27 protein-coding genes are annotated in these 25,069 nt (G+C 71.2%); 13 read left to right on the forward strand and 14 right to left on the reverse strand.

What is annotated here, in order from left to right; translation table 11 throughout:
• Window positions 1–7 precede the first annotated feature (7 nt).
• Entirely contained in the window at window positions 8–1,966 is a 1,959-nt protein-coding gene (locus AC3B5L_RS01440) for a BCCT family transporter (protein WP_259951870.1), read from the forward strand.
• Window positions 1,967–1,984: 18 nt separating this feature from the next.
• Here the strand turns inward: AC3B5L_RS01440 and AC3B5L_RS01445 are convergent, their stop codons facing one another.
• On the reverse strand, window positions 1,985–3,568 hold the full coding sequence (locus AC3B5L_RS01445) for an SDR family oxidoreductase (protein WP_259951871.1): 1,584 nt from the start codon (window positions 3,566–3,568) through the stop codon (window positions 1,985–1,987).
• A gap of 118 nt (window positions 3,569–3,686) precedes the next feature.
• Here AC3B5L_RS01445 and AC3B5L_RS01450 point away from each other — a divergent pair, with 118 nt between their 5' ends.
• Entirely contained in the window at window positions 3,687–4,910 is a 1,224-nt protein-coding gene (locus tag AC3B5L_RS01450) for an MFS transporter (RefSeq protein ID WP_232089260.1), read from the forward strand.
• Here AC3B5L_RS01450 and AC3B5L_RS01455 read toward each other — a convergent pair.
• Both AC3B5L_RS01455 and AC3B5L_RS01460 read right to left on the reverse strand, forming a co-directional pair.
• Complete coding sequence (locus tag AC3B5L_RS01455; protein ID WP_232089158.1) at window positions 4,907–5,452, reverse strand: MarR family winged helix-turn-helix transcriptional regulator; 546 nt, start codon at window positions 5,450–5,452, stop codon at window positions 4,907–4,909. The genes AC3B5L_RS01450 and AC3B5L_RS01455 overlap by 4 nt on opposite strands.
• Window positions 5,449–5,685, reverse strand: a complete 237-nt coding sequence (locus AC3B5L_RS01460; protein ID WP_187663005.1) for a hypothetical protein — start codon at window positions 5,683–5,685, stop codon at window positions 5,449–5,451. Before AC3B5L_RS01460 ends, AC3B5L_RS01455 begins: the two co-directional genes overlap by 4 nt.
• 128 nt (window positions 5,686–5,813) lie before the next feature.
• On the opposite strand from AC3B5L_RS01460, the gene AC3B5L_RS01465 reads away from it, so the two are divergent.
• Both AC3B5L_RS01465 and AC3B5L_RS01470 read left to right on the forward strand, forming a co-directional pair.
• Window positions 5,814–6,260 (forward strand): MarR family winged helix-turn-helix transcriptional regulator, encoded by a 447-nt coding sequence (locus tag AC3B5L_RS01465; protein WP_187663006.1) that lies wholly within the window; start codon window positions 5,814–5,816, stop codon window positions 6,258–6,260.
• Between the two features lie 69 nt (window positions 6,261–6,329).
• Window positions 6,330–6,656 carry a DUF7882 family protein gene (locus AC3B5L_RS01470; RefSeq protein ID WP_187663007.1) on the forward strand — a complete coding sequence of 109 codons (327 nt, stop codon included), beginning with the start codon at window positions 6,330–6,332 and terminating at the stop codon, window positions 6,654–6,656.
• 169 nt (window positions 6,657–6,825) lie between these two features.
• On the opposite strand, the gene AC3B5L_RS01475 is transcribed toward AC3B5L_RS01470, so the two are convergent.
• On the reverse strand, window positions 6,826–7,578 hold the full coding sequence (locus AC3B5L_RS01475; protein WP_187663008.1) for an SDR family NAD(P)-dependent oxidoreductase: 753 nt from the start codon (window positions 7,576–7,578) through the stop codon (window positions 6,826–6,828).
• 192 nt (window positions 7,579–7,770) lie between these two features.
• Between AC3B5L_RS01475 and AC3B5L_RS01480 the strand changes: the two genes are divergently transcribed.
• The 4 genes from AC3B5L_RS01480 to AC3B5L_RS01495 all read left to right on the forward strand — a co-directional run bounded on the left by AC3B5L_RS01480 (window position 7,771) and on the right by AC3B5L_RS01495 (window position 11,591).
• Window positions 7,771–8,706 (forward strand): GrpB family protein, encoded by a 936-nt coding sequence (locus AC3B5L_RS01480; RefSeq protein ID WP_490096130.1) that lies wholly within the window; start codon window positions 7,771–7,773, stop codon window positions 8,704–8,706.
• 53 nt (window positions 8,707–8,759) lie between these two features.
• Complete coding sequence (locus tag AC3B5L_RS01485) at window positions 8,760–9,164, forward strand: ArsR/SmtB family transcription factor (RefSeq protein ID WP_259951877.1); 405 nt, start codon at window positions 8,760–8,762, stop codon at window positions 9,162–9,164.
• Between the two features lies 1 nt (window position 9,165).
• Window positions 9,166–10,143 carry an SRPBCC family protein gene (locus AC3B5L_RS01490; protein ID WP_259951878.1) on the forward strand — a complete coding sequence of 326 codons (978 nt, stop codon included), beginning with the start codon at window positions 9,166–9,168 and terminating at the stop codon, window positions 10,141–10,143.
• Window positions 10,144–10,238: 95 nt separating this feature from the next.
• Window positions 10,239–11,591 (forward strand): flavin monoamine oxidase family protein, encoded by a 1,353-nt coding sequence (locus tag AC3B5L_RS01495; RefSeq protein WP_259951881.1) that lies wholly within the window; start codon window positions 10,239–10,241, stop codon window positions 11,589–11,591.
• Here AC3B5L_RS01495 and AC3B5L_RS01500 read toward each other — a convergent pair.
• The 7 genes from AC3B5L_RS01500 to AC3B5L_RS01530 form a co-directional block, all read right to left on the reverse strand.
• Window positions 11,582–12,280, reverse strand: coding sequence for a Pr6Pr family membrane protein (locus AC3B5L_RS01500; RefSeq protein WP_259951882.1), 699 nt, complete (start codon window positions 12,278–12,280; stop codon window positions 11,582–11,584). The two genes, AC3B5L_RS01495 and AC3B5L_RS01500, sit on opposite strands and share 10 nt — an antisense overlap.
• 139 nt (window positions 12,281–12,419) lie before the next feature.
• The gene (locus tag AC3B5L_RS01505; RefSeq protein WP_259951884.1) at window positions 12,420–12,806 is read right to left on the reverse strand and encodes a DoxX family protein; all 387 of its coding nucleotides are present in this window, start codon (window positions 12,804–12,806) and stop codon (window positions 12,420–12,422) included.
• 28 nt (window positions 12,807–12,834) lie between these two features.
• Window positions 12,835–13,587 carry a ribonuclease H family protein gene (locus tag AC3B5L_RS01510; RefSeq protein WP_259951886.1) on the reverse strand — a complete coding sequence of 251 codons (753 nt, stop codon included), beginning with the start codon at window positions 13,585–13,587 and terminating at the stop codon, window positions 12,835–12,837.
• Window positions 13,588–13,689: 102 nt separating this feature from the next.
• Entirely contained in the window at window positions 13,690–13,911 is a 222-nt protein-coding gene (locus tag AC3B5L_RS01515; RefSeq protein WP_259951888.1) for a hypothetical protein, read from the reverse strand.
• Window positions 13,912–14,015: 104 nt separating this feature from the next.
• Window positions 14,016–14,327 (reverse strand): protealysin inhibitor emfourin, encoded by a 312-nt coding sequence (locus tag AC3B5L_RS01520; RefSeq protein WP_187663015.1) that lies wholly within the window; start codon window positions 14,325–14,327, stop codon window positions 14,016–14,018.
• Window positions 14,302–15,372, reverse strand: coding sequence for a M4 family metallopeptidase (locus tag AC3B5L_RS01525; protein WP_259951891.1), 1,071 nt, complete (start codon window positions 15,370–15,372; stop codon window positions 14,302–14,304). The genes AC3B5L_RS01520 and AC3B5L_RS01525 overlap by 26 nt, the downstream gene beginning before the upstream one ends.
• Window positions 15,373–15,466: 94 nt before the next feature.
• Window positions 15,467–15,682: a hypothetical protein gene (locus AC3B5L_RS01530; protein ID WP_259951893.1), complete on the reverse strand. Its 216-nt coding sequence runs from the start codon at window positions 15,680–15,682 to the stop codon at window positions 15,467–15,469.
• A 93-nt stretch (window positions 15,683–15,775) separates the two neighbouring features.
• On the opposite strand from AC3B5L_RS01530, the gene AC3B5L_RS01535 reads away from it, so the two are divergent.
• Window positions 15,776–17,293 carry an SDR family NAD(P)-dependent oxidoreductase gene (locus AC3B5L_RS01535; RefSeq protein ID WP_187663018.1) on the forward strand — a complete coding sequence of 506 codons (1,518 nt, stop codon included), beginning with the start codon at window positions 15,776–15,778 and terminating at the stop codon, window positions 17,291–17,293.
• Between the two features lie 82 nt (window positions 17,294–17,375).
• On the opposite strand, the gene AC3B5L_RS01540 is transcribed toward AC3B5L_RS01535, so the two are convergent.
• Both AC3B5L_RS01540 and AC3B5L_RS01545 read right to left on the reverse strand, forming a co-directional pair.
• On the reverse strand, window positions 17,376–18,449 hold the full coding sequence (locus tag AC3B5L_RS01540; protein WP_187663019.1) for a sensor histidine kinase: 1,074 nt from the start codon (window positions 18,447–18,449) through the stop codon (window positions 17,376–17,378).
• A 10-nt stretch (window positions 18,450–18,459) separates the two neighbouring features.
• Window positions 18,460–19,131 carry a response regulator transcription factor gene (locus tag AC3B5L_RS01545; protein WP_259951898.1) on the reverse strand — a complete coding sequence of 224 codons (672 nt, stop codon included), beginning with the start codon at window positions 19,129–19,131 and terminating at the stop codon, window positions 18,460–18,462.
• Window positions 19,132–19,218: 87 nt separating this feature from the next.
• On the opposite strand from AC3B5L_RS01545, the gene AC3B5L_RS01550 reads away from it, so the two are divergent.
• The 4 genes from AC3B5L_RS01550 to AC3B5L_RS01565 are packed head-to-tail and all read left to right on the forward strand — an operon-like array spanning window position 19,219 to window position 22,399.
• The gene (locus AC3B5L_RS01550) at window positions 19,219–19,902 is read left to right on the forward strand and encodes a M15 family metallopeptidase (RefSeq protein WP_490096131.1); all 684 of its coding nucleotides are present in this window, start codon (window positions 19,219–19,221) and stop codon (window positions 19,900–19,902) included.
• The gene (gene alr / locus AC3B5L_RS01555; protein WP_363445019.1) at window positions 19,899–21,020 is read left to right on the forward strand and encodes an alanine racemase; all 1,122 of its coding nucleotides are present in this window, start codon (window positions 19,899–19,901) and stop codon (window positions 21,018–21,020) included. The genes AC3B5L_RS01550 and alr overlap by 4 nt, the downstream gene beginning before the upstream one ends.
• A complete protein-coding gene (locus AC3B5L_RS01560; protein WP_313366513.1) occupies window positions 21,017–21,967 on the forward strand; it encodes a D-alanine--D-alanine ligase family protein in 951 nt (316 codons plus the stop codon). Before alr ends, AC3B5L_RS01560 begins: the two co-directional genes overlap by 4 nt.
• Window positions 21,968–22,009: 42 nt before the next feature.
• Complete coding sequence (locus AC3B5L_RS01565; protein ID WP_101847682.1) at window positions 22,010–22,399, forward strand: VOC family protein; 390 nt, start codon at window positions 22,010–22,012, stop codon at window positions 22,397–22,399.
• 15 nt (window positions 22,400–22,414) lie between these two features.
• On the opposite strand, the gene AC3B5L_RS01570 is transcribed toward AC3B5L_RS01565, so the two are convergent.
• A complete protein-coding gene (locus AC3B5L_RS01570) occupies window positions 22,415–25,045 on the reverse strand; it encodes a DEAD/DEAH box helicase (protein WP_490096132.1) in 2,631 nt (876 codons plus the stop codon).
• Window positions 25,046–25,069: the final 24 nt, after the last annotated feature.

Consider the following 25,069-nt stretch of genomic DNA (forward strand, 5'->3'; position numbering starts at 1 on the left):
GTCTCTCATGGACATGCCTGACGAGAAGCCCGCCGAACGCTCCGCAGGATCGACCCGTCCGCGCACCGACGCCGTCGTGACCGGGACGCACCGCCAGGCCGCGAAGGCCTCCGAGACCGCGCGCAAGATCGTCCGCGACATCACGACGGTCCCGCCGCGCAGCGTGCACCCGGCGCTCGTCCCCGGGGTCTCGGTCGAGGAGACGGGGCGCACCTACCGCACGGACCCGCTGGTCTTCGGCGTCGCCGCCGCGTTCGCCCTCGCCTTCATCGCCTGGGGCGTGTTCGCGGGGGACAACCTCGCCGGCACGACCAGCACGGTGCTGGCCTGGGTGGTCGAGTACTTCGGCTTCTTCTTCACGACGATCGCCACGATCATCCTCGTCTTCATGCTGTTCGTCGGGTTCAGCAAGTACGGGCGCATCCCCCTCGGCCGCGACGACGAGGAGCCCGAGTTCTCGATGTTCTCGTGGATCTCGATGCTCTTCGCGGCGGGCATGGGCATCGGCCTGGTGTTCTGGGGCGCCGCCGAGCCGCTGACGTTCTTCGAGAACCCGCCGCCCGGCACCGTCGAGGCGAACACCCTCGAGGCCATGCACACCGCGCAGACCCAGGTGCTGTACCACTGGGGCCCGCAGGCCTGGGCGTTCTACGCGCTCGTCGGTGGAGCCATCGCCTACGGCGCCTACCGCCGCGGTCGTACGCCGCTGATCTCGTCGATCTTCGCCCCGCTGCTGGGCGAGAACCGCACGACGGGTCCGGTCGGCCGCACGATCGACATCTTCTCCATCATCGTGACGCTGTTCGGCACGGCCGCCTCGCTCGGCCTCGGGGCGCTGCAGATCGGCCACGGCGTCGAGATCATCAGCGGAGCCGGACCCCTCGGCAACGGCATCCTCATCGCGGTCATCGCCGTGCTCACGGCGTGCTTCATCGCCTCCGCCGTGTCGGGCGTCTCCAAGGGCATCCGCGCGCTGTCGAACATCAACGCCGTCGTCGCCATCCTGCTGGCGTTCTTCGTCTTCTTCGTCGGTCCGACGCTGCTGATCCTCAATGTCATCCCGTCGGTCGCGGTCCAGTTCCTCGGTGACCTGCCGACCATGATCGGCCGCTCCGCCTCGCAGGGTGAGGCCGCGCAGGCCTTCCTGTCGAGCTGGACGATCTTCTACTGGGCGTGGTGGATCTCGTGGTCGCCCTTCGTCGGGATGTTCATCGCGAAGATCTCGCGCGGCCGCACGCTCCGTCAGTTCGTGTCGGTCGTCATCGTGGTGCCCTCCGCGATCTCGCTCGTGTGGTTCGCGATCTTCGGCACCACGGCCATCCAGCAGCAGATGGACGGCGCGGGCCTCGTGGTCGACCCGCCGGAGGAAGTGCTGTTCGGGGTACTGGAGAACCTCCCGTTCCCGCTCGTGACCAGCATCGTCCTGATCATCCTCATCGCGATCTTCTTCATCACCGGCGCCGACTCCGCCTCGCTCGTCATGGGCACGCTGTCGCAGCAGGGCCGCCCGGAGCCGTCGCGCTGGGTCGCCGTCGTCTGGGGTGTGCTCGTGGGCGTCATCGCGGCGGTGCTGCTCGTCAGCGGGGCCGAGGGCAGCGGACTGCAGTCGCTGCAGAACGCGACGATCATCGCGGCGCTGCCGTTCGCGATCATCATGGCGTTCATGATGATCGCGTTCATGAAGGATCTCCGGCGCGATCCGCTGATCCTGCGCGACCGGTATGCTCGCGCCGCCGTCCGGCACAGCGTCATGGCCGGGCTCGAGGAGTACGGCGACGACTTCGCCCTCGTGCCCGTCGAGTACGACCACTCGGAGGACGACCTCGCCTGGATCGACGAGGACACCGTCGACGACACGCTCGCCGAGGTCTACGAAGCGGCGACCGAGGCGATCGACATCATCCCGCCGGCCGAGGTGGACGCCGCCGTCGAGGCCGCGATGGACGCCCCCGCCGACAAGGACTGAGCGCGAGAGCTCAGGCGCTCACGCCGGGTCAGGCACTTCCGCGCGGAAGGCGCCTGAACCGGCGTGATCGCCTGACTCGGCGGCCGCGGTGATCCGTGCGGCCATGCCGGAGAAGATGAGTCCGTGGAAGGGCAGCACGGCGAGCCAGTACAGCCGGCCGAGGAGGCCGCGGGGGAAGAACACGGCGCGCTGTTCGTAGCGGGCGCCCTCGCCGTCGGGCACCGCGCGCAGTTCGAGCCAGGCCTCGCCCGGCACCTTCATCTCCGCGCGGAGCCGCAGCAGATGGCCTTCCTCGGTCTGCTCCACCGCCTCCACGCGCCAGAAGTCGATCGCATCCCCGACCCGGGCGGCGGTACGGCTGCGGCGTCCGCGGCTGAGGCCCACGCCGCCGACCACGCGGTCCATGAGCCCCCGCACCGCCCAGAGCAGTGGCGACGAGTACCAACCGTTCTCCCCGCCGATCCCGAGGATGACGCGCCACAGCTCCGCGACGGATGCGCGCGTCGCGACCGACCGCTTATCCGTGAAGACGGTCCGTCCCGCCCAGTCGGGGTCGCTCGGCAGCGGGTCGCTCGGCGCTCCGGACACCTCGGCGTCCTGCCAGCTCGTCTCCACGGCGTCCGCGTCCACCCGACCGAGGGCCAGCGCCACAGACCGGCGATACGGCGTGAGGCCGCCCTCGGGCCGCGGGATGAGTGCGTCGACGGCATGATCCTTCATGATGCACTCGTTCTGCAGCGAGGCCACCAGGGGCCGGGCGATGGAGCGCGGCACCGGCGTGACGAGGTTCACCCAGTGCGACGCGAGCTCCGGCGTCAGCACAGGAAGGGCCGCGATGGCGCGCTGCCGCAGTCCGGCCTCCACCGCGTACCCGTTCATCATCTGGCCGTAGCGCAGCACATCCGGTCCGCCGATGTCGACGGCGCGATTGACACCCGCGTCGACCCGCGCCGCGCCGAGCAGATAGTGCAGCACGTCGCGGACGGCGATCGGCTGGATCCGGTTGCGCACCCACTTCGGCGCCGGCATGTACGGCAGCACGTCGGTGAGGTGCCGGATCATCTCGAAGGACGCCGAGCCGGAGCCGATCACCACGCCCGCCTGCAGGACGAGGGTGGGCACCCCGGACTCCAGGAAGATCTCCCCGACGTGGACCCGGGAGCGGAGGTGCGGGGAGAGCTTCACGTCGTCCGGGTGCAGGCCGCCGAGGTAGACGATCCGCCGGACCCCGGCTCGGGCAGCCGCCGTGGCGACGGTGGTCGCCGCGCGCTCGTCGCTCTCCTCGAAGCCCGTGCCGGCCGACATGGAGTGGATGAGGTAGTACACGACGTCGACGTCGTCCATCGCGGAGGCCACGGCGTGCTCGTCGTCGGCGGACCCCTCGAAGATCTCGCACTCCTCGCCCCAGCCGAAGGAGGCCGCACGAGCGGCATCTCGCGCGAGGACCCGGACCCGGTAGCCGGCGTTCAGCAGGCGCGGTGTCAGGCGGCCGCCGATGTAGCCGGTGGCGCCGAGCACGAGCGCGCGCGGCGCGGAGCCGTCGCCGCGCGGGATCGCCCGCAGGGCGTCCTCGCGACCGGTGGGCTGGGTGAGCTCGCTCATGCTCCGAGCGTAGATCCCGGGGCCGACACGCGGAACGGGCTTGCGCCCCCAGCATCGCGCCGTCACGACATGCTCGCGAGCACCCCGGAGACACGGTACGGTCGTATCCGTGACTTCAATCGAATCGATTCGACGAGCACCCGCGGACGTCGCCACCCGTCGGGCGCGCATCGCCGTCTCGGCGCTGTTCCTCACGAACGGCGCCCTGTTCGCGAACATCCTGCCGCGGTACCCCGAGATCAAGGCCGCCCTCGGCCTCGACAACCTCGGCTACGGTCTCGCGCTCGCCGCCTTCCCCGCCGGCGCGATCGCGGCCGGACTTCTGGCGGCCACGCTGATCCGTCGCTTCGGGTCGGCGCGCATCGCGGTCATCGGCACCGTCCTCACGAGCCTCGGTCTGCTGTCGGCGGCGCTGTCTCCGACCGGCGTCCTCTTCGCGATCGCGCTCTTCGTCGGCGGAGCCTCCGACGCCATCACCGATGTCGCGCAGAACGCCCACGGCCTGCGCGTGCAACGGCGGTACGGGCGCTCCATCATCAACTCCTTCCACGCCATCTGGTCCATCGGCGCGGTGCTCGGCGGAGTGATGGCGGCGGGCGCGATCGCGCTGCAGCTCCCGCTCGCCGTCCACCTGGGGATCTCGACCGCGGTGTTCGCCACGGTCGCCCTCGTCGCCCTCCGCTTCTGCCTTCCGGGCCGCGACGACGAGACGGAGGAGGACGCCGTGGCGGAACCGGTGGAGATCTCCGGCGCTGTCCGTCGCGGCATCCCGGCGCGGACGGTGGTGGCCGTGATCGCCCTGACCCTCATCGCGATGGCCGGCGCCATCGCCGAAGACGCCGGCAACTCGTGGGCCACGCTCTACCTCGGCGACTCCCTGGGGGCGGCAGCCGCGGTCGCGCCGCTCGGGTTCATCGCTCTCGTCGGCGCGCAGTTCGTCGGGCGTCTGCTCGGCGATCCGATGACCGACCGCTTCGGACAGCGCTGGGTGGCGCGGGTCGGCGGCCTCATCGCCGCCCTCGGGATGACCCTCGCTCTGCTGTTCCCGAGCGTGCCCGGCACGATCCTCGGGTTCGCGGCTGTCGGCTTCGGCATCGCCACCCTCATCCCCGCCGCGATGCATGCCGCCGATGAGCTCCCGGGGCTGCGGCCCGGTGTCGGGCTCACCGTGGTGTCCTGGCTGCTCCGGCTCGGCTTCCTGCTGTCGCCGCCGTTCGTCGGATGGCTGGCGGAGACGCAGAGCCTTCGCGCAGGGCTCGTGGTGGCGCCGGTCGCGGCGCTCGTGGCGGTGCTGCTCGCAGGCTTCCTGGACAAGCGGCGCCCGCGGAACGCGTCGGACTAGGCCGGCTCGTCCACGAGGTCGGCGCCGCTGTGCACGGCGTCCGCCTCGGCGGCCTCCTGGATCGCGGCGGTCATCCCGACGAGGAACCGCATCACGACCACGCGCTCGTCGTCGGAGAGGTCGTCCACGAGGGAGAGCATCCGGCGGTGCATCGCCCCGAGCGTCGCCCGCACCTCGTCGTCGCTGCTCACGGTCGGCACGACGATGCCGGCGCGACGGTCGGTGGGGTGGGGTTCGCGGCGCGCGTGCCCGCCCTTCTCCAGCCGGTCGATGAGTGTGGTCGTCGACGCCGTGGAGATGTCCAGCGTGCGGGCCAGGTCGATCGGGCGCACGATGCGTCCCGCCTTCTGCTCGCGCAGCAGGAACCGGAGGGCGACGAGGTCGGTCTCGTTCATCCCCATGGACGCGCGCGTGCGGGCGCGCATCGCCGTCTCGGCGCTGCGGTAGCGCCGCAGCATGTTGAGCACATCGACCGTGGTGGCGCGCTCGCTGTCGGGGTACCAGTACCCGGAGGCGTGGAACTCGCCGGTGCTGTCGGTCACGCGACCTCTCCTTCGTCGCTGGAACCGGCCTCCCGCTCGAGCATCTCCATCGCGCCGGTCTCGACCTCTGCGGGGACGATGCGCAGGAGCCCGCCCGTGATCGCGTCGGTCTCGGCGCTGATGATCTGCTCGATCCGGCGTCGCGAGACGGAGGGGAAGAGTTCCTCCAGACGGGCGAGCAGATCGGCGTAGCGGATGTACGACGCCTCCTCGAGACTCAGTCGCTCCGGCATGGCATCCTTTCGGGGGCAGACTTCCATCTTCGCATCTCCGGAAGTCCTGGTCGCCCCCGAATATCGCTAGTCAGCCTTACTGTCAGTCAGTCGAGGTACCATGGGAAGCGGGGAAGGAGGATCTCTGCATGGGGAACATCAGTACCGACGTCACGACCTCGGCGCTCGCGCGCGATGTCGACGATTTCCGTCGCGCCGACGCGCAGTTGAACCGCCGTCTCGCCGCCCGCCGCGAGCCCAACGATACCGACCGCGCGGCGATGCACTTCATCAGCACGGCGCCCGTCGAGAAGCCGGTCACTCCCCGCGATCTCGCCACGTACCTCGGCATCAGCACCGCCGCCGTCACGAGTGTCGTGCGACGGATGTCCGAGCGGGGGCAGATCGTCGTCGCCCCGCACCCCCTGGATGCCCGGTCCAAAGTTCTCCGTCCTTCGCTCCGTGATCTGCACGGTCACGGGGATGAGCTCACCCAGCGGGTCGCCGCCCTGGAGGAGGAGTTCTCCCCGGAGGAGGCCGCGGTGATCTCCCGCTTCCTGCGTCGACTCACCGACGAGCTCGGCGACCTTCCCTGATGGATTTGATTTAACTAGTTAAACTAGTAAACTATCCTCGTCCAGGTTTTCTGCCACGAGGAGAAGAACATGGGAACCCTCACCTACGCGAACCTCGCCGACCCGATCGAGATCGACGACGAGCTGCTCGCCCACCTTCGCGCCGCCACCGTGACCAAGCTGCGGCGCAACGAGCCGTTCGCGCTCACGGTGCAGACCGGCGCCGACCGCACCGAGACGCTGTGGATCCACGCGTCCATTCCGATCCGCTTCGTCGTCGAGACGTCGGTCACGCTCCAGCGGCCGCTGTTGGCCCGCCTCATGCAGGCCGCGGGCTCGACCGGCGGACTCGACCTCACCGACCCCGAGCTCTCGCTCGATGCGATGTCGCGCGAACTGCACGCGATGTCCGCCTGATAACGGAGGGGTGCACAACCTGCCTCATCGCCTCGGGATCCTCCTCAAGGGCTCTCGGATTCCCGGACGGTGACGGCTACGGCGAGAACGGAGCGGGGGCTCTGGATCGCCGACCGCGGCATCCGGCCGCCGGGATTCGGGTTCCCGGCAGCCGGATGCCGTTTCTTCGTCAGAGGGCGGTGTAGCCGCCGTCGACCAGGTGGTAGCTGCCGGTGATGAAGCTGGCCGCGTCGCTCGCGAGGAACACCACGAGGTTCGCCACCTCGTCCGCCTGGCCGAGGCGACCGATCGGGTGCTTCGACACGAGGAAGTCCTTCGCCTCGTCGCCCATGTTCGCCAGGAGCGGGGTGTCGATGAAGCCGGGGCCGACCGAGTTCACGCGGACGCCCTGCGCCGAGTACTCCAGAGCGGCGGTCTTCGTCATTCCGACGACGCCGTGCTTGGCGGTGACGTAGGCGGGGGAGCCTGCGAAGCCGACGCTGCCGAGGATCGAGGCGATGTTCACGACCGAGCCGCCGCCGTTGGCGAGGATCGACGGGATCTGCGCCTTCATGTTGCGGAAGACCGCGTTGAGGTTGATGGCGATCACCTTGTCCCACGCGTCTTCCTCATAGTCCGCGGTGGGCGCGGTGGCGCCGCCGATGCCGGCGTTGTTGACGCCGATGCGGAGCGGGGCGAGCGAGTTGGCGAGCTCGACCGACGAGGCGATCCAGGCCGGGTCCGTCGCGTCGCCGACCGACGCCTCCGCGGTGCCTCCGGCGGCGCGGATCTCCTCGACGACCGCGTTCGCGTTCTCCGCGTTCAGATCGTTCACGACCACCGCCGCGCCGTTCTGCGCCAGCAGCAGGGCGACCGAGCGGCCGATGCCGCTGCCCGCTCCTGTCACGATCGCCGAGCGGTTCGAGACGTCGTACTGAGCCACTTTCGGGCTCCTTCCCGGGCGGGCGCGGTGCCGGGAGATCTTCTCGGACGGTCCGTCCTTCCCTCCAGCCTACGCCGGGAATACCGGTGTGGATTCATGTGAATGGAAATGCTCGGCCGCCTGGCTACGCTGTGGGGACCGTCTGCCGCGGGAGTGCCGACTCCGGCGGGACGAATCCGGAGGAGGCGACCAGTGGATCCGCTCGCAGATGAGTCCGAAGGCTCTCCGGGGGCGGACGCGTTCTCGCCCCTCGCCCTGGTCGTCGTCGGGGAGGATGACGGCGTGGTCGTGCGCCGTCTGCGTGCGGCGCGGCCGGATGCGGTCGTGACGGGTCTCGGGCCCGTCGATGCGGCCACCGTGGCGCACGCCTCCGCGACGGCGCATCTCGTGCTCGGCATCGGCGAAGTGTCCGCCGGCGCGTGGTGCGACGCGGTTATCGCGGAGGGCGACGAGGACGGCCTGTCCCGCTTCTTCGCCCGAGCGGCGGAGGTCGAGGAGCGCCGGAGGGCTCGGCGACTCCCTCCGGACACGCCGCCGATCCTCGAGTCCTGGTCGCCGCGCTGGGCGGCGGATGCGGCCCGCCTCGGCGCTCGGATCGCCGCGGCATTCGACGGTGTCCTGGTGCGCGTCGATCACATCGGCTCGACGGCCGTGCCCGGGCTGCGCGCCAAGCCGATCATCGACCTCCAGGTGGGGGGGCGCGACCTCGCGGACGCGGATGCCGCGGAGCAGCGCCTCGGGGACGCCGGCTTCGTGAACGTGCAGCGCATCGTGCCGGACGCGCCGGGCGTCTCCCGGGACAACGCGCGGACGGGCGGCGATCCGGACGAGTGGTCGAAACGCCTGTTCGCGAGCGTGGACGCCAGGGCCCGGGCGATCGTGCACGTGCGACGCGTCGGGGCGTCGAACTGGCGATACGCCCTCCTGTTCCGAGACTGGCTGCGGGCGGACCCGGAGGCGCGCGACGAGTACGCGGCGCTCAAGACCGCTCTGGCCTCCGCGCACCGGGGCGACTGTGACTTCGACGGCTACGCGCGGGCGAAGGACCACTGGTTCGACCGGGCGCAGGGGGAGATGGAGGCCTGGGCGCGGGTGACCGGGTGGGTGCCGGGCGGCCGTGGGGCGTGAGTGCCGCGAAGCACTCTTGACACGCTCGCGACGCGGGTCTAACGTACAACCAAATGGTTGCACAAACGGAGTTGAGCGAAGCGGAGGTCGACCGTGTGTTCCACGCACTGGCGACGTCGACCCGGCGGGACATCCTGCGCCGGACGATCGAGCGGGAGCAGTCCGTCTCGACCCTCGCCTCCGAGTACGAGATGTCGTTCGCCGCGGTCCAGAAGCATGTGGCCGTGCTCGAGGCGGCGAACCTCATCGTCAAGCGCGCCGAGGGACGCGAGCGGCTCGTCCGCGCGAACCCCGAGATGATCGCCCGCGCCAGGGCGCTCCTCGCCCGATACGAAGAGCTGTGGCGGTCGCGCATCGCCCGGCTCGACGATCTCCTGGCCGAGCCGTCCCCGCCCGCGGGGAAGCCGGCCCCCAACGACCCCACCAGCAGTCAACGCACCGAATCGCAAGGAGACTGACATGCCTGTCACGGACATCATCACGGATGCCGAGAACCTCACCATGACCGTCGTCGCCGACCTCGCCGCGCCCGTCGAGCGCGTCTGGGCCGCCTACACCGACCCGCAGCAGCTCGAGCGGTTCTGGGGTCCTCCCGGCTGGCCGGCCACCTTCACCCGGTGGGACCACACCGTCGGAGGCCGAGCCGTCTACACGATGAACGGTCCCCGCGGGGAGAAGGCCTCCGGCACGTGGGAGTTCCTGGAGATCGACGCGCCGCGCAGCTTCACGGTGCTCGACTCGTTCGCCGACGAGGACGGCACGCCGGACGCGAACCTCCCCTCCATGCGCATGACGTTCACGTTCGAGCCGACGGCCGAGGGCACGCGCATGGTCAACACGAGCCACTTCACGTCCGCCGAGGCGCTCGAGCAGGTCGTCGCGATGGGCGCCGTGGAGGGCACCCGGATGGCCATGGCCCAGCTCGACGCCGTGTTGCAGGACCTCCGCGACTACGCCCAGGGCAAGGGCACGCGGGTGGAGCTGCTGGACGACACGCACGTGCGCATCACCCGCCTCGTCGAGGGTCCGCGCGAGCTGGTGTGGCGCGCCCACTTCGAGCCCGAGCTCATCCGGCAGTGGATGCTCGGCCCGGACGGGTGGGAGATGACCGAGTGCGTGTCGGCGACCGAGGTCGGCCAGTCGTACCGGAACTCCTGGGCGCCCGTGGGCGACACGGAGGGTGAGCCGTTCGGATTCGAGGGGGAGGCGCTGCTGATCGACGCCCCGAAGCGCGCCGTCACCACCGAGCGGATGCAGGGCATGCCGACCGAGACGCTCAACGACCTCAACCTCTACGAGGAGGACGGCGCGACCCTCGTGACGGTGCTCATCGAGTACCCCGACAAGGAGACGCGGGACATGATCCTCGCCACCGGCATGGCCGACGGCATGGAGGCCTCGTTCGCGCGGCTGGAGCGGGAGCTGCTGTCCGTCTGACGCCCCGGCACTCGCGCCGGAACAGGCGGTTCTCATGGAGAGCCGCCTGTTCCGGCGCTTCTGCCTGTGCGAAAGCGGGATAAAGTGGCGGCACGATGAGGATCACGCGCCGTACCCTGCTCCTCGGCGCCGGAGCCGGTGCCGTCTCGGTGCTTCTCGCCTCCTGCACCCCGGAGCCGGAACCGACGCCGACCCCCACTCGCACGCGCGAACCGGAGCCGCCGCCCGGTGTCCCCGCCCCGAGCGGCAGTATCCGCAGCACCTGGACCACCGACCCCTTCGCCCGGGGTGCCGCGAGCTTCACTCCCGTGGGGGTGCTCGTCGCGACCCGCACGGCGCTCGCGCAGCCCGTCGACGACCGGCTCTTCTTCGCGGGCGAGGCGACCGACGACGAGGCGCCGGGTACCGTCCGCGGCGCCCTGCGGTCGGGCCGCCGTGCCGCTCGGGAGCTCACCGTCGCTGCGGAGGACGGCGAGCGGGTGGCCGTGATCGGCGCCGGGATCGCCGGGGCGACCGCCGCCGCGCAGCTCGCGGAGGACGGCCTGCAGGTGACGGTGTTCGAAGCGCGCGACCGCGTCGGCGGCCGGATCCTCTCCCGCACGGGCGACGACTGGCCGGTTCCGGTGCAGCTCGGCGCGTGGCTGTTCGGCGACGCCGACGCGGAGCTTCTCGATGCGATCGACGAGGGGGACATGGACCTCGTCGACCTCGACGGGGCGCGGTGGCGCTCGGCCGAGGGCGATGTCGACCCCGTGGATCCGCAGCCGGTGGAGACCGCGGTGACCACGGCACAGGCCGCCCCGCAGGACTCCTCGGTGGCGGACGCCCTGGTGGCGGCCGGCATCGACCCGGAGGATCCCGCGACCGCCGCCCTCCTCGCGCTCCTCGCCGCACGCACGGGCGCCGACGCCGCCGACCTGTCGAGCTGGTTCGCCCCGCCGCTCCCCGACGCAGCGCTGCAGGGCGTCGGCGACGATCTGACCCCGTTCATCGAGAGCACCTTGGACGGGGTGAAGGTCGGGCTGAGCTCCCCGGTCACCCGTCTCGCGTGGGACGACACCGGCGTGAGCGTGCGCCTCGGCACCGGCGAGGCCCTCTCCTTCGACCGGGTGCTGCTGACGGTGCCGCTCGGGGTGCTGCAGGAGCAGGGCATCGAGTTCGATCCGCCGCTGCCGTTCGACAACCGCGGCGCCGTGTCCGCGCTCGGCATGGGCGCGATCGAGACGGTGTGGCTGCGATGGGACGAGCCGTTCTGGGACGGCGACGAGGCGATCTGGCACGCGGTCGGCGAGGACATCGCGATCCCCACGTGGATCAACCTCCGCCCCTCGACCGGCGAGAACGTGCTCGTCGGGATCGTTGGAGGCGCGGCGGCGCGGGAGTTCGCGGAGCTCGGGGAGGCCGAGGCCGTCGAGGCGGCGCTCGGGTCGCTGGCGCTCTACGCCTGAACCGTCTCACGTGCGGCCTCGGCCGGGGCGCTGTCCTCGGGCGGCGGCTCCGTACGAGCGCGGTCCCACGGGTCCGGCAGGCGGCTGATGAGCACGAGCGCGGTCGCCACCGTGGCGAAGACGGCCAGCGCGATCGCGCAGGAGAGCGTGAACTCGACCGGACCGCTGACCTGCCGCGGGTCGAGGAAGTAGTACGGATACCAGCCGATCAGCGGTCCGCGGATGAGTGTCGCGACGCCCCACAGCACCGGGTACGCCAGGGTCACCGGGATCACCCGCCACGGCACCGCCCGATGCCCGGGGGCCAGGGCCCAGGCCGCGACGGTCACCGCGGGCAGCCAGAAGTGCAGCACCTGATCCGACCACGGCACGTCGATGCGGATCCCCCGGACTCCGGCCTGCCAGACCAGGATCGCGAACACGAGTCCGGCGGTGATGGTCCAGGTGAGCACGAGCGCGAGCGCCACGGTGAGCCACCGCGGATCGCGGGCTCTCCGCAGCGCGAGGACTCCGGCGATGGTCAGGAGGACGACGAAGGCGATGTTCGACTGATTGGTCAGATACGCGAAGAAGTTCTGGCTCGCGATGGTGTTCGACGCGAGTCCCCACGCGAGGCGGTGGATCAGCGCGATGAGGCAGACGGCGGCGGCGGTGAGCCGGAGCAGGCCGAAGACGGTGCGCTTGTTCACCGTCGCCTCGTCCTTTCCGCCATCCGCCGAGTCTACGGAGCCGACCCGGGGTGACGCCGCATCAGGCCGTCGCGCGGGTTCAGGCGCGGGCGGGCGTGGGGGCCTGTTCTCGCGGGAATGCCTGTTCTCGCGGGGTCGGTCAGCGCCGCGGGGCGCGCGTGGACCACAGAGTCAGCGCGATGAGGGCCGGCTGGAAGAACAGACGCACGAAGCGCTTCATATCGGTGTCGAGGCCGAAGCCGTCGCGATGATGCATCCACTGGGCCACGTTGCCGGGGAACACCGCGGCGAAGAAGAGAGCGGCGACGGTGCCGACCGAGCGACGGCGGCGACGGGCGAGAAGGAGAGCGGAGCCGAGTGCGACCTCGGCGACGCCGGACGCGAGCACCGTGGTGTCGGGATCGAGCGGCAGCGATTCCGGCACCTGCGCCTGGAATTCCTCGCGGGCGAACGTGAGGTGGGAGACGCCGGCGAACACGAGCGAGGCGCCGAGGAAGATCCGGCCGATGGTGCGGGGAGTCGACATGGTGCGAGTGTACGCCTCGGGGTCTCCGTCAGATCAGGCGGCGAAGTGCTTCTTCGAGGGTGATGCCCTGCGCTTCGGCGCGGTCCCGGAGGCGCGCGTGCTCGTCGGGGGACAGCGGTAGCTGGAGCACGATGGGGTCGTCCTGCGCGAGGTCGAGTCCGTCGAGGAGGTCGGAGGTCTCGGCCCACAGCGGCTGGGCGAAGTCCGCCTCCGCGACGGGCGCCGAGGTGCGGGACGGGGCCGCGGAAGTGGGCGACGGTGCAGCGGCTGCAGCGGCGACCGGGGCGGAGGCCGCGACGGCGGCTCCGGCGTCGGTCGCGCGGGTGAACCCGGGGCCTCGCCGCGGCTCCTGCTTCTGCTGATAGGCCTTGGCGGCGGCGTTCGCGCGCTCGTCGGCGGCCTCGTTCAGGGGGTGACCGGCGTGGCCCTTGACCCAGGAGAACTCGACGTCGCGACCGCGCATGGCCTCGTCGATCCCCTCGAGGAGGTCGCGGTTCAGCACGGGCCCGCCATCGGACTTCCGCCAGCCGCGACGCTTCCAGCCGGGCATCCACTTCGTCACGGAGTCGATCACGTAGCGGCTGTCGCACTCGATGAGCAGCTTCTCGTCGGTGCCGGCCGTCGCCTGGAGCAGCTCGAGGACAGCACGGAGCTCGCCCTGGTTGTTCGTGCCGTGCGGGGAGCCGCCGGCGGCCCAGTTCGCGTCGTCGATGTACCAGGCCCAGCCGTTCGGGCCGGGGTTGCCCAGGGCGGAGCCGTCTGCGGCGGCGGTGATGGTCATCCGTCCACCGTATCGCTGGCCGCGGACGGACTTTCGCGCCGAGGTCGCACGGAACCTCCGGGAACCTGCGACGGGAGTGGGAGAGTGCGACGCCGTGCGGGGTCAGTCCTCGGGGTCGGCGTTCTCGGTGCTCTCGGCCTCGGGAGCGGGTGGGGCGACGGGGAACACGATGGAGCTCACCGAGGAGGGGGTGTCGAGGCCGAGGGTCAGCGGGTCGAGCGCCGGCGCGGTGTCGAGCGTGTCTGCGGCCGAGGTCTCGAGAGGCTCAGAGGGGAGTCCCCACTGCTTCTCTTCTTCCTCGGGTCGCTGCTGGAAGAGTCCCATGCGTCCATTGTGACCCCCGGTCGGCCCGAGGTCGCCGTTTCCCACCGAGGTCGCAGGGATCCGGCGGGCTCCTGCGACGGGAGTGCGAATCTGCGACCGCGGGCTCACGCGTCGCGAGCGGCCTCCCGCACGGCATCGACGAGGGCGCGCCACGGACCGTCCACGGCGGAGTCGGGCAGCTCCCGCTCCCGGCGCTCGGACGGGGTGCGGGCGCGGATGCTCCACACGAAGCGGTCCGCCCCGGGTTCCGTGTCGACGTCGTCATCCCAGGGGCAGCTGTCGATGAGGCCGATCCATTCCTCGGCGTCCGGCGGCTCGGCCTCCACACGCCACTGGCGACGGATGCCGGCGAGACCTCCCGAGCGCACGACGGCGATGACGACGGGGGCGTCAGGCGGAGTCGGGTCCTCGGTCATCCTCATAGACTCCCACGGTCGTCCACGCGCGTCGAGCGGCGGCGACCGTCTCCTGATCGACCGTGGCCGCTGCGGCGACCGTGGCGTCGGCGAACTCGGTGAAGTTCGCGGTGCTCGACAGCCCGCCGGTGAGTGCCCGGTACCAGACTGTCCCGGCGCGCTCCCAGGCGTTGCCGCCGAGGTCGAGGGCGAAGAGGGCGAAGGCGCGGTTCGGGATGCCGGAGTTGATGTGCACGCCCCCGTTGTCCTCGGTGGTGCGCACGAATCCGCTCATGTGGTCGGGCTGCGGGTCTTTCCCGAGTTCATCGTCGTCGTAGGCCGTGCCCGGCGCGATCATGGAGCGCAGGGCTGACCCTTCCACCGCATCGGTGAAGATCTCCGCTCCGATGAGCCAGCTCGCCTGGTCGGCGGACTGCCCCAGGGCGTATTGCTCGGTGAGGGCGCCGAACACGTCGGCCACGGACTCGTTGAGTGCGCCCGGCTGCCCCTGATACTCCAGGTTCGCCGTGTGCTGCACGACACCGTGGGCGAGCTCATGTCCGATCACGGTGAGCGAGCCCGTGAAGTGCTGGAACACCTCGCCGTCGCCGTCGCCGAACACCATGCGCTCGCCGTCCCAGAAGGCGTTGTCGTAGTCGACGCCGTAGTGGACGGTCGCGTCGAGAGGAGCGCCGGCGTCGTCGAGCGAGTTGCGGCCGAACGCGGAGAGCAGCATCTCGAACGTCGCGCCCAGGCCGTCGAAGGCCTCGTTGACCGCGGTGTCGACGACGGGCTCATCGTCTTCCGTGCGGACCACGGCCCCCGGGAGCTGCTGCGTGTTGCCGGCGTCGCTGATCGTGCGGTTCGGCGCATCGGAGAGCTGCGCGACGAGGTCGCCGTTCTCGTCGATGGAGAGGTCGATGCGGGCGCGGAAGGGCGGGCGCCCGGCGGTGAGCGTCTGCCGGGCGGCGGCGGCGGCCTTGGGGAAACGACCCGACTCGGCCAGGCGCGCGAGCAGGTAGGAGGGGACGACGCCGGGGTGCGGGAAGGATTCTGCGCTGCTCATGCGTCGACCCTACGCCGGGGATCGGACAGAGCAGGAGACCCGCTGCCGTTCCGCGAGGACGGCGGGAGCCATGGCAGCGGTGGTCGCGCGAGTGCTAGTCGCCGGATTCCCCACGAGGCGCACCGGGTCCTCGACGTGCCCCGATGAGGAGTAGCACGATTCCCAGCACCGCCAGCAGGATGTTCACGCCGAGGTACACGGCGCCGTCGGCGCCGCCCGCCCGGACGACCGAGAAGGATGCGACCGTCCCGATGACGGCGAGAGCGAGGCACACGAAAGCGACGATCCTCAGCGTGCCGGCCTTCCTCATCTCATCCCTTCCGTCCGGACCCAGCGTAGCCGCGCGGCGCCCGGCACCCCACACGGCAGGAGACCCCCAGGACTGTCGCGTAAAATCGGCCTAATGACCGACGCGCCCGACGCCACTCCCGACCTGGGCCCCGGCATCGACCCCGACGACCTCGCCACCACGCTGCGCGTCCTCGCCGAGCTGCACACGATCGACAACGAGCACCCCGACTTCGTGGCCGTGCGCCACGCGACCGCGGCGATGTTCAAGGCGGTCAAGCGCGTGCGGCGCAAGGAGATCCGGGACGCGATCGCCGAGGCGGACAAGGCCGTCGTCGCTCGCACCGCCACCGGCGCTCCCGACCGCATCGACGACGAGACGCGCGGCAACGATCTCGCCACGAGCGTGGTGGACGCGCCCATCGCCGGCGAGCTCCTCAAACCCCGCAACTGCTACATCTGCAAGCAGCCGTACACGCTCGTCGACGCGTTCTACCACCAGCTCTGCCCTGACTGCGCGCGCTTCAGCCACGGCAAGCGCACCGCCCGCACGGACCTCACCGGCAAGCGCGCTCTGCTCACCGGCGGCCGCGCGAAGATCGGCATGCACATCGCGCTGCGCCTCCTCCGCGACGGCGCGCACACCACGATCACCACCCGGTTCCCGCGCGACGCGGTGCGCCGGTTCTCGGCCCTGCCGGATGCGGGCGACTGGCTGCACCGGCTGCGCGTGGTCGGCATCGACCTCCGCGACCCGGCCCAGGTGATCGGGCTCGCCGACTCGGTCGCCGCGCAGGGGCCCCTCGACATCCTCATCAACAACGCCGCCCAGACGGTCCGCCGCTCGCCGGGAGCCTATTCGCTGCTCGCCGACGCGGAGCTCCAGCCGCTGCCGGACGGGCCGCTGCCAGAGATGGAGACCTTCGGGCACACCGTCGACCCGCACCCGCAGGCGCTGCAGGCCTCGGTCGATTCGCACCCGCTGCTGTCGGTGGCCGCGCTCGGGGGCACGGTCGCAGAGCAGGGGGGACAGGCGCTCACCGCGGAAGACCTCGCACGGCTCGCGATGGCACCGGGCTCGTCCTCGCTGGAGAAGCACGCGGACGGCACGGCGATCGACGCGGGCGGACTCGTGCCGGACGTGAACCGCGTCAACAGCTGGGTGCAGTCCGTGGATCAGGTCGATCCGCTGGAGATGCTCGAGGTGCAGCTCGCCAACACGACCGCGCCGTTCCTGCTCATCAGCCGGCTGCGGGCGTCGATGGCCGCGTCGCCGTCGCGCCGGAAGTACGTCGTGAACGTCTCCGCGATGGAGGGACAGTTCTCCCGGCGCTACAAGGGTCCAGGCCACCCGCACACGAACATGGCGAAGGCCGCGCTGAACATGCTGACCCGTACGAGCGCGGGGGAGATGCTGGAGACGGACGGCATCCTCATGACCGCCGTCGACACCGGCTGGATCACCGACGAGCGCCCGCACTACACGAAGGTCCGGCTCGCAGAGGAGGGCTTCCACGCCCCGCTCGACCTGGTCGACGGCGCCGCCCGCGTGTACGACCCGATCGTGCGCGGCGAGGCCGGCGAGGACATCCACGGCGTCTTCCTCAAGGACTACGAGCCCAGCCCCTGGTGACGCCCGTTCGACTCCGTTCGAATCGCCTGAATGGTTCTATCCGGAGCCGAAACAGGGCGAATCGCGCGATTCGAAAGCCGGGTCAGCCGGGATAGGGGTGCGGGAACCAGACGGTCACGATGAGGCCTCCGCCGGTGCGGGGGGTCAGCACGAGGGTTCCGCCGTGTGTCTGGGTGATGCGCTGGACGATCGCGAGGCCGAGGCCCACCCCGGCGTGCTCCGCTCCCCGCGTGCGCTCGGTGCCGCGCTGGAAGGGTTCGACGAGCGTGGCGACCTGGGAGGCGGGGAGCTCCGCACCGGTGTTCTCCACGACGAGGGCCACCGCGTCCGGGAGGGAGTGCGTGCGCACCGCGACGGAGCCGCCGCCGTCGCCCCGGTTGTGGACGATCGCGTTGGCGACGAGGTTCATGACGAGTTGCGGCAGCAGGGCGGAGGAGCCGAGCACGGTCGCCGGGACGCCGGAGACCTCGACCTCGACCCCGCGGCGGTCGGCGAGCGGGAGGAGGGCCTCGACGGACTCCTCGGCCAGCAGCGACAGGTCGACGAGGGTCCGCGGGAAAGTGCGCTGATCCGCCCTGCTCAGCAGCAGCAGCGCCTCGGTGAGGTCGATCGCCCGCGTGTTCACCTCGCGGAGCCGGTCGATGAGGGCGTCGACGTCCCGGTCGGGATCGGTGCGGGCCACGTCGAGGAGCGTCTGCGAGATGGCCAAGGGGGTCCGCAGCTCGTGCGAGGCGTTCGCGGCGAAGCGCTGCTGCTCGGAGACGTGCGCCTCCAGCTGCTCCAGCATGGTGTCGAAGACGTCGGCGAGGTCGCGGAACTCGTCGCTCGGGCCCTCCATGCGGATCCGGTGCGACAGCGAGCCCTGGGCCGCGAGCCGGGCCGCGTCGCCGATGCGGTCGAGCGGGGCCAGCATCCGGCCGGCGAGCAGCCACCCGCCGCCGAGACCGATCGCGAGCAGGGCGACCATCACCATCGCGGCGACGGGCACGAACGCCCGGATCAGATCCGAACGGTTGGGGACGAAGAACTCGACGACGGGGATCTGCACATCCGGGACGTACCGCAGGAGGTAGAGCGCCACGGCGCCGAGCAGCAGGAGGCCGGAGACGACGACGATGCCCGCGTAGCTCAGCGTCAGCTTGAGGCGGACGCTCATCCCCCGCCGCCTACGCATCCGGGTCGGCCCCGATCCGGTAGCCGACGCCGGGCACCGTGAGGATCAGCCACGGCTCGCCGAGGCGCTTGCGCAGCGAGGAGACGGTGATGCGGACGGCGTTCGTGAACGGGTCGGCGTTCTCGTCCCACGCCCGTTCCAGCAGCTCCTCGGCGCTGACCACACCGCCCTCGGCGTCGACGAGCACCTCCAGCACGGCGAACTGCTTGCGGGTGAGGGCGACGTACCGGCCGTCGCGGTAGACCTCGCGGCGGAACGGGTCGAGACGAAGACCGGCGATCTCCAGCACCGGCGGTCGCGCGCGCTGGCGGCGGCGATCGAGGGCGCGCAGCCGCAGCACCAGCTCCCGCAGCTCGAACGGCTTGGTGAGGTAGTCGTCGGCGCCGAGCTCGAACCCGGAGGCCTTGTCGTCCAGCCGGTCGGCGGCCGTGAGCATGAGGATCGGGATGCCGCTGCCCGAGGCGACGATCCAGCGCGCGATGTCATCGCCGGACGGCCCCGGCACGTCGCGGTCGAGGATCGCGATGTCGTACGCGTTGATGCTCAGGAGCTCGAGCGCGGTGTCGCCGTCGCCGGCGATGTCGGCCGCGATCGCCTCGAGCCGCAGCCCGTCGCGGACCGCCTCGGCGAGGTAGGGCTCGTCCTCGACGATCAGCACACGCATGGCAGCGATCCTACGCAGTGCGGCATATCGGCGGTGTATGGAAAACGCCATACGCCCTGGCAACCGCGTCCTCTCTTCACTGGAAGCATGAACGACCTCCACACCCCCCGAGCCGTCCGGGCACGGCGCCGTCGGCGGATCGCCACCACGGCCTCTGTGCTGGCACTCGCCGTGGTCGCCGCCGTCGCCGTGCAGCAGTCGCTCTCGGCCGCGTTCGCCGAGACCGCCCCGATCGTCACGCCCGCCACCACCGGCTCCTCCGGCTCCGACACCGATCCGCATCCGCCGACCACCGGATCGGTGCTCGCCCCGAGCGAGGCGGACGGCGTGATCCGCGACGGCGATCAGCCGACGGTCTTCGACGTCGACAGGATCGCCGTCGGCAACCTCGACCCCGCGCTGCTCGACGCCCTCCAGCGTGCCGCCTTCGATGCCGAGGCCGACGGGGTCACCTTCGTCGTGAACAGCGGATGGCGGTCGGCCACGCTGCAGGAGCAGCTGCTCCGCGACGCCATCGACGACTACGGCTCGGAGGAGGAGGCGCGCCGCTGGGTGGCGACCGCCGAGACCTCGGCGCACGTCTCCGGCGACGCGGTCGACCTCGGTCCGCTCCCCACCCTCGACTGGCTCGCCCAGCGCGGCTGGCGCTACGGGCTCTGCCAGACCTACGCCAACGAGTCCTGGCACTACGAGCTGCGACCGGAGGCTGTCGAGGACGGCTGCCCCGCACAGTACGCCGATGCCACCGAAGACCCGAGGATGCAGCGATGACCGCGGTGCTCGCGGAGGGGGCGACCCTGTCCCGCCTGCACGCACCGACCCTGTCCACCCTTCCGGGCGCCGTCGCCGAGAACCTCCGCCGCGTGCGGGCCGCCGCTGCGGTTCCCGTCATGGCCGTGGTCAAGGCCGACGCCTACGGTCACGGCATGGTGGCGGTGGCGACCGCCGCCGTGGCCGCGGGAGCTGAGTGGCTCGGGGTCACCGACGTCGCCGAGGGGGTCGCGCTGCGCGAGGCCGGCCTGCGGGTGCCGATCCTCGCCTGGCTGCATCCGGCGGGCATCGACGCGCCGCTCGCGGCCGCTGCGGGGGTCGACGTGGCCGTGGGCTCCGTCGAGGAGCTGCGCCAGCTCGCGGCCGATGCCACAGCTTCCGTGCGGGTGCACCTGCACCTCGACACCGGGATGGCGCGCGGAGGGTGCCCCGTGGAGGACTGGGACACTCTGCTGCGCACGGCGAGGGCGGCCCGTGGACGGATCGATGTCGTCGGGGTGATGGGGCACCTCCCCTGCGCGGACGCCGCGGATCCGCGGGCGAACGCGGCCGCGGTGCTGCGAATGCGCCAGGGGAGGGACGCGGTCCTGCGCGCCGGGTTCGGACCGCTGCTCGTGCACCTCGCGGCGACGTCGGGGGCTCTCACGGACCCCGCCACGCACTTCGACATGGTGCGGGTGGGGGCCGCCCTCGTGGGGATCGACCCGTCCGAGACGGTGTCGTTGGTCGGGGCCTCCCGGTTCACCGCGCCCGTGGTGCACAGCGCCGCCGTGCCGGCCGGAACCGTCGTGGGCTACGGGGGCACGCACACCACGGCGACGGCCACGCACCTGAGCGTCGTGGGCGTCGGGTACGCGGACGGCATCCCGCGGGAGGTCGGGCCGGGTGCAGGGGTGGAGATCGGAGGGGAACGGCACCTGATGGTCGGGAGGGTGTCGATGGATCAGATCGTCGTCGACACCGGGGGGAGGGCGTTCCCGCGGGGAGCGGTCGCGACGGTGTTCGGGCCGGACGGCGGCGCAGTGCCGTCGGTGCAGGAGTGGGCGCGGTGGGCGGGCACCATCCCGCACACCATCGTCACGGGCATCGGCCCGCGAGTGAGAAGGAGCGTGGCATGACGATGAAGGTCCTGGTCATCGGAGGGGGACAGAACCCGGAGCACGAGGTGTCGCTCGCGTCGGCGGCGGCGGTCGCCGCGGCGCTGCGGTTGGGGGGACACGCCGTCACGACCGTGACGATCGACCGCGACGGCGTGTGGCGCGCGGACGGCATCCCGCCCGGCGTGAGTCCGGCGGCATCGTTGCAGCAGGCCCTGCCGCTGCTCGCGGCGAGCGACGTCGTGTTCCCGGCCGTGCACGGGGCGCTCGGGGAGGACGGCGCCCTCGCGGCGCTGTGCGCGCTCGCCGGGGTCCCCGTGGTCGGCTCCGCGCTGGGGGCGGGGGCGATCGGCATGGACAAATGGGCCACGAAGCTGGTGGCCCAGGCCGTGGGGCTGCGGACCGCCAGGGGGCGACTGGTCGCCGCGGAGGACATCGGCGATGTGGAGTTCGACGGCGCGGTCGTGGTCAAGCCGGTCACGGCCGGCTCGAGCCACGGCGTGAGCCTGGTGACGGAGGAGGGCGACCTGCTCACGGCGCTGCGGGGGGCAGCGCGGTTCGACCGGCGGATCCTGGTCGAGGAGGTCGTGCACGCACGGGAGATCGACGTCGCCGTGCTGCGGGAGAAGGGCGGGGTGCGGTGGGCCGCCCCGCCCCTGGAGATCCACGCGCCCGGGCTCTTCGACACCGCGACGAAGTACGACGGCACGGCCCGCTTCACGGTTCCCGCGCAGCTCGATACAGCCGCCACGACGGCGCTCAAGCGCGCGGCGATCGCGATGTTCGATGCCCTGGGGTGCGACGGCGTCGCCCGGATGGACTTCTTCCTCACGGACGAGGGCCCTGTGCTCAACGAGGTGAATACGATGCCGGGGCTGACCGCCGCCTCCCAGGTGCCGCGGATATTCGCGGCGGCCGGGGTGGACTACGTCGACCTCGTGGGCAGGCTCGTCCGAGCGGCCGTGTGAGAGGGGCTCGACACGGCGCGTGCGGAGGCGGATGCTGGGGGCATGGCAGCCTTCACAGCGGAGAACGCGTTCAGCGGTTTCAGCGTCGACGACATCGACGCGGCGAAAGAGTTCTACGGCACGACCCTCGGGCTCGACGTCGAGGTCAACGCGATGGGGTTCCTCGATCTGCGCCTGCCCCGCGGCGGGTCGATCCTCGTCTACGCGAAACCGAACCACACCCCGGCGAGCTTCACGATCCTGAACTTCCCGGTGGCGGACGTCGACGCCGCGGTCGAGGAGCTCAACGAGCGCGGCGTGCAGACGAAGATCTACGGCGACGACGAGTTCCCGTCGGACTCCCGCGGCATCGTCCGCGGGAACGGGCAGGGGCCGGACATCGCGTGGTTCCGCGACCCGGCGGGGAACGTGCTCGCTGTCATGCAGGCCTGACGGGGCCCGCCTCGCTCACAGCCGGTCGACCGCCGTCACCGTCACGACCGCCTCGCCGGCCTCGTCCGACGCGGCGAGGTCGACGGTGGCGCTGATGCCCCAGTCGTGGTCGCCGACCGGGTCGTCGATGATCTGCCGCGCCGTCCAGGCGGTCGGACCCTCGGTGAGCAGCAGCATGCGGGAGCTGCGGGCGTCCGGTCCGGTGCCGATGTCGTCGTGCTCGGCGAAGTACGCATCCAGCGCGTCCGACCAGGCGGCGGCGCCGAACGACGGGTCGAGCTCGGCCAGCGCATCCACGTCCTCACGCGCGGCGAGCTGCACGCGCCGGAAGAGTTCGTTGCGGACGAGCGTGCGGAAGGCGCGGGTGTTGCTCGTGAGGCGCTTCGGTGCGGGCGGGACGATCGGCTCGTCGGTCTCGCCGCGGGCGGCGGTCCCTGCGGTCAGCTCGCTCCACTCGTCGAGCAGGCTGGAGTCGATCTGGCGCACGAGCTCGCCGAGCCAGGCGATGAGGTCGTGGAGGTCCTCGTCCTTCCGCTCCTCGGGGATCGTCTGGGAGGCGGCGCGGTACGCGTCCGACAGATACCGCAGGACGACGCCCTCGGAGCGGGCGATCTTGTAGAACGCGACGTACTCGCCGAACGACATGGCCCGCTCGTACATGTCACGGACGACGGACTTCGGGTGCAGGGCGAAGTCACGGATCCACGGTTGCGCCGCGCTGAAGGTCTCGAAGGCCGCGTCGAGGAGCTCCTCCAGGGGCTTCGGGTGGCTGATCGCCTCGAGGAGCTCCATGCGCTCGTCGTACTCGATGCCCTCGCGCTTCATCGCGGCGACCGCCTCGCCCCGCGCGAGGAACTCCTGCTGGCTGAGTACGGCGCGCGGATCGTCCAGCGTCGCCTCGACGATCGAGATCATGTCCAGCGCGTACGACCCCGTCCCCACCTGGGTCCCTGAGCCCGTCGAAGGGTGGGTCCCTGAGCCTTCCTGGGTCCCTGAGCCTGTCGAAGGGTGGGTCCCTGAGCCTTCCTGGGTCCCTGAGCCCGTCGAAGGGTCCAGCAGATCGAACGCCGCGAGGGCGAAGGGGGACAGCGGCTGGTTGAGCGCGAAGTTGGGCTGCAGGTCGACCGTGAGCCTGACCCCCTTCGGTGCTCCGGGCACGCCCGTGTCGAACGTCTCCACGACGCCCGATTCCCGGAGCGTCCGGAAGATCGCGAGGGCGCGGAGGGCGAGCGCACGCTGCCGGGCGCGCGGCTCATGGTTGTCGAAGACGAGCCGGCGGACGTTCCCGAACACATCGCCGCCCCGGGCGATGACGTTGAGCAGCATCGCGCTGGTGATCTGCATGTGCGAGGTCAGGGTCTCGGGCGTCGCATCGATGAGCTTCCGGAACGACGGCTCTCCCCACGACACGAACCCGTCCGGGGCCTTCTTGCGGATGATCTTCCGCTTCTTCTTCGGGTCGTCGCCGGCCTTGCGGATCGCGGCGAGGTTCTCGGTCTCGTGCTCCGGGGCCTGGGCGACGACGGTACCAGCGGTGTCGTAGCCCGCGCGTCCGGCCCGGCCCGCGATCTGGTGGAACTCCCGCGCGTTGAGCTGGCGCATCCGCGTGCCGTCGAACTTCGTCAGCGCGGTGAGCAGCACGGTCCGGATGGGGACGTTGATGCCCACGCCCAGGGTGTCGGTGCCGCAGATGACCCGGAGGAGACCGCGCTGGGCGAGCTGTTCCACGAGTCGGCGGTACTTGGGCAGCATGCCGGCGTGGTGCACGCCGATGCCGGCCCGGAGGAAGCGGGAGAGCGTCTTGCCGAACGCCGTCGTGAAGCGGAAGCCGCCGATGAGGGCGGCGATCTCGTCCCGCTGCTCACGCGTCGCGACCTTCGTGCTCGACAGGGCCTGGGCCCGCTCCATGGCGGCCGCCTGCGAGAAGTGCACGATGTAGACCGGGGCCTGTCCCGTGTTCAGCAGGTCGTCGATGGTCTCGTGGATGGGCGTCGTCTCGTAGAAGAAGTGCAGCGGGACCGGGCGCTCCACTCCGGTGACCGAGGCGGTCTCCCGTCCTGTGCGACGCGTCAGGTCGGCGGCGAGGGTGGTGACGTCGCCGAGGGTGGCGGACATCAGCACGAACTGGGCCTGTGGGAGCTCGAGGAGCGGCACCTGCCAGGCCCACCCGCGGTCCGGGTCGCCGTAGAAGTGGAACTCGTCCATGACGACGAGGCCCACGTCGGCGGCATCACCCTGCCGCAGGGCCAGGTTCGCGAGGATCTCGGCGGTGCAGCAGATGATGGGGGCGTCCGCGTTCACGGCGGAGTCTCCCGTCACCATCCCCACGTTCTCGGCGCCGAACACCTCTGCCAGCGCGAAGAACTTCTCGCTGACGAGGGCCTTGATCGGCGCCGTGTAGTAGCTGCGGCGGCCGCCGACCATCGCCGCGAAGTGGGCTCCGACCGCGACGAGCGACTTTCCGGTGCCCGTCGGCGTGGACAGGACGACGTTCGCGCCGGAGACGATCTCGATGAGCGCCTCGTCCTGCGCGGGGTAGAGGCGGATGCCGGTCGACTCCGCCCATTCCACGAACGTCAGGTAGACCGCGTCGGGGTCCGCCGCGTCGGGAACGAGAGAGGGTTCGAGCCGCGGCGTGGGATTCATGGTGCTTCGATCATCCCATCTGCG

It is taken from the genome of Microbacterium sp. C-MGS6 (genome assembly GCF_058140415.1).

Excerpts from the sequence above, each read along its gene's own strand:
- AC3B5L_RS01540 (WP_187663019.1), bottom strand. The coding sequence starts at position 18,449 with ATGAGCGTCCGCCTCAAGCTGACGCTGAGCTACGCGGGCATCGTCGTC.
- AC3B5L_RS01490 (WP_259951878.1), top strand. The coding sequence starts at position 9,166 with ATGCCTGTCACGGACATCATCACGGATGCCGAGAACCTCACCATGACC.
- AC3B5L_RS01495 (WP_259951881.1), top strand. The coding sequence starts at position 10,239 with ATGAGGATCACGCGCCGTACCCTGCTCCTCGGCGCCGGAGCCGGTGCC.
- AC3B5L_RS01445 (WP_259951871.1), bottom strand. The coding sequence starts at position 3,568 with ATGAGCGAGCTCACCCAGCCCACCGGTCGCGAGGACGCCCTGCGGGCG.
- AC3B5L_RS01440 (WP_259951870.1), top strand. The coding sequence starts at position 8 with ATGGACATGCCTGACGAGAAGCCCGCCGAACGCTCCGCAGGATCGACC.
- AC3B5L_RS01510 (WP_259951886.1), bottom strand. The coding sequence starts at position 13,587 with ATGACCATCACCGCCGCCGCAGACGGCTCCGCCCTGGGCAACCCCGGC.
- AC3B5L_RS01460 (WP_187663005.1), bottom strand. The coding sequence starts at position 5,685 with ATGCCGGAGCGACTGAGTCTCGAGGAGGCGTCGTACATCCGCTACGCC.
- AC3B5L_RS01560 (WP_313366513.1), top strand. The coding sequence starts at position 21,017 with ATGACGATGAAGGTCCTGGTCATCGGAGGGGGACAGAACCCGGAGCAC.
- AC3B5L_RS01505 (WP_259951884.1), bottom strand. The coding sequence starts at position 12,806 with ATGTCGACTCCCCGCACCATCGGCCGGATCTTCCTCGGCGCCTCGCTC.
- AC3B5L_RS01570 (WP_490096132.1), bottom strand. The coding sequence starts at position 25,045 with ATGAATCCCACGCCGCGGCTCGAACCCTCTCTCGTTCCCGACGCGGCG.
- AC3B5L_RS01520 (WP_187663015.1), bottom strand. The coding sequence starts at position 14,327 with ATGACCGAGGACCCGACTCCGCCTGACGCCCCCGTCGTCATCGCCGTC.
- AC3B5L_RS01515 (WP_259951888.1), bottom strand. The coding sequence starts at position 13,911 with ATGGGACTCTTCCAGCAGCGACCCGAGGAAGAAGAGAAGCAGTGGGGA.
- AC3B5L_RS01470 (WP_187663007.1), top strand. The coding sequence starts at position 6,330 with ATGGGAACCCTCACCTACGCGAACCTCGCCGACCCGATCGAGATCGAC.
- AC3B5L_RS01485 (WP_259951877.1), top strand. The coding sequence starts at position 8,760 with ATGGTTGCACAAACGGAGTTGAGCGAAGCGGAGGTCGACCGTGTGTTC.
- AC3B5L_RS01545 (WP_259951898.1), bottom strand. The coding sequence starts at position 19,131 with ATGCGTGTGCTGATCGTCGAGGACGAGCCCTACCTCGCCGAGGCGGTC.
- AC3B5L_RS01465 (WP_187663006.1), top strand. The coding sequence starts at position 5,814 with ATGGGGAACATCAGTACCGACGTCACGACCTCGGCGCTCGCGCGCGAT.
- AC3B5L_RS01550 (WP_490096131.1), top strand. The coding sequence starts at position 19,219 with ATGAACGACCTCCACACCCCCCGAGCCGTCCGGGCACGGCGCCGTCGG.
- alr (WP_363445019.1), top strand. The coding sequence starts at position 19,899 with ATGACCGCGGTGCTCGCGGAGGGGGCGACCCTGTCCCGCCTGCACGCA.
- AC3B5L_RS01530 (WP_259951893.1), bottom strand. The coding sequence starts at position 15,682 with ATGAGGAAGGCCGGCACGCTGAGGATCGTCGCTTTCGTGTGCCTCGCT.
- AC3B5L_RS01565 (WP_101847682.1), top strand. The coding sequence starts at position 22,010 with ATGGCAGCCTTCACAGCGGAGAACGCGTTCAGCGGTTTCAGCGTCGAC.
- AC3B5L_RS01535 (WP_187663018.1), top strand. The coding sequence starts at position 15,776 with ATGACCGACGCGCCCGACGCCACTCCCGACCTGGGCCCCGGCATCGAC.
- AC3B5L_RS01525 (WP_259951891.1), bottom strand. The coding sequence starts at position 15,372 with ATGAGCAGCGCAGAATCCTTCCCGCACCCCGGCGTCGTCCCCTCCTAC.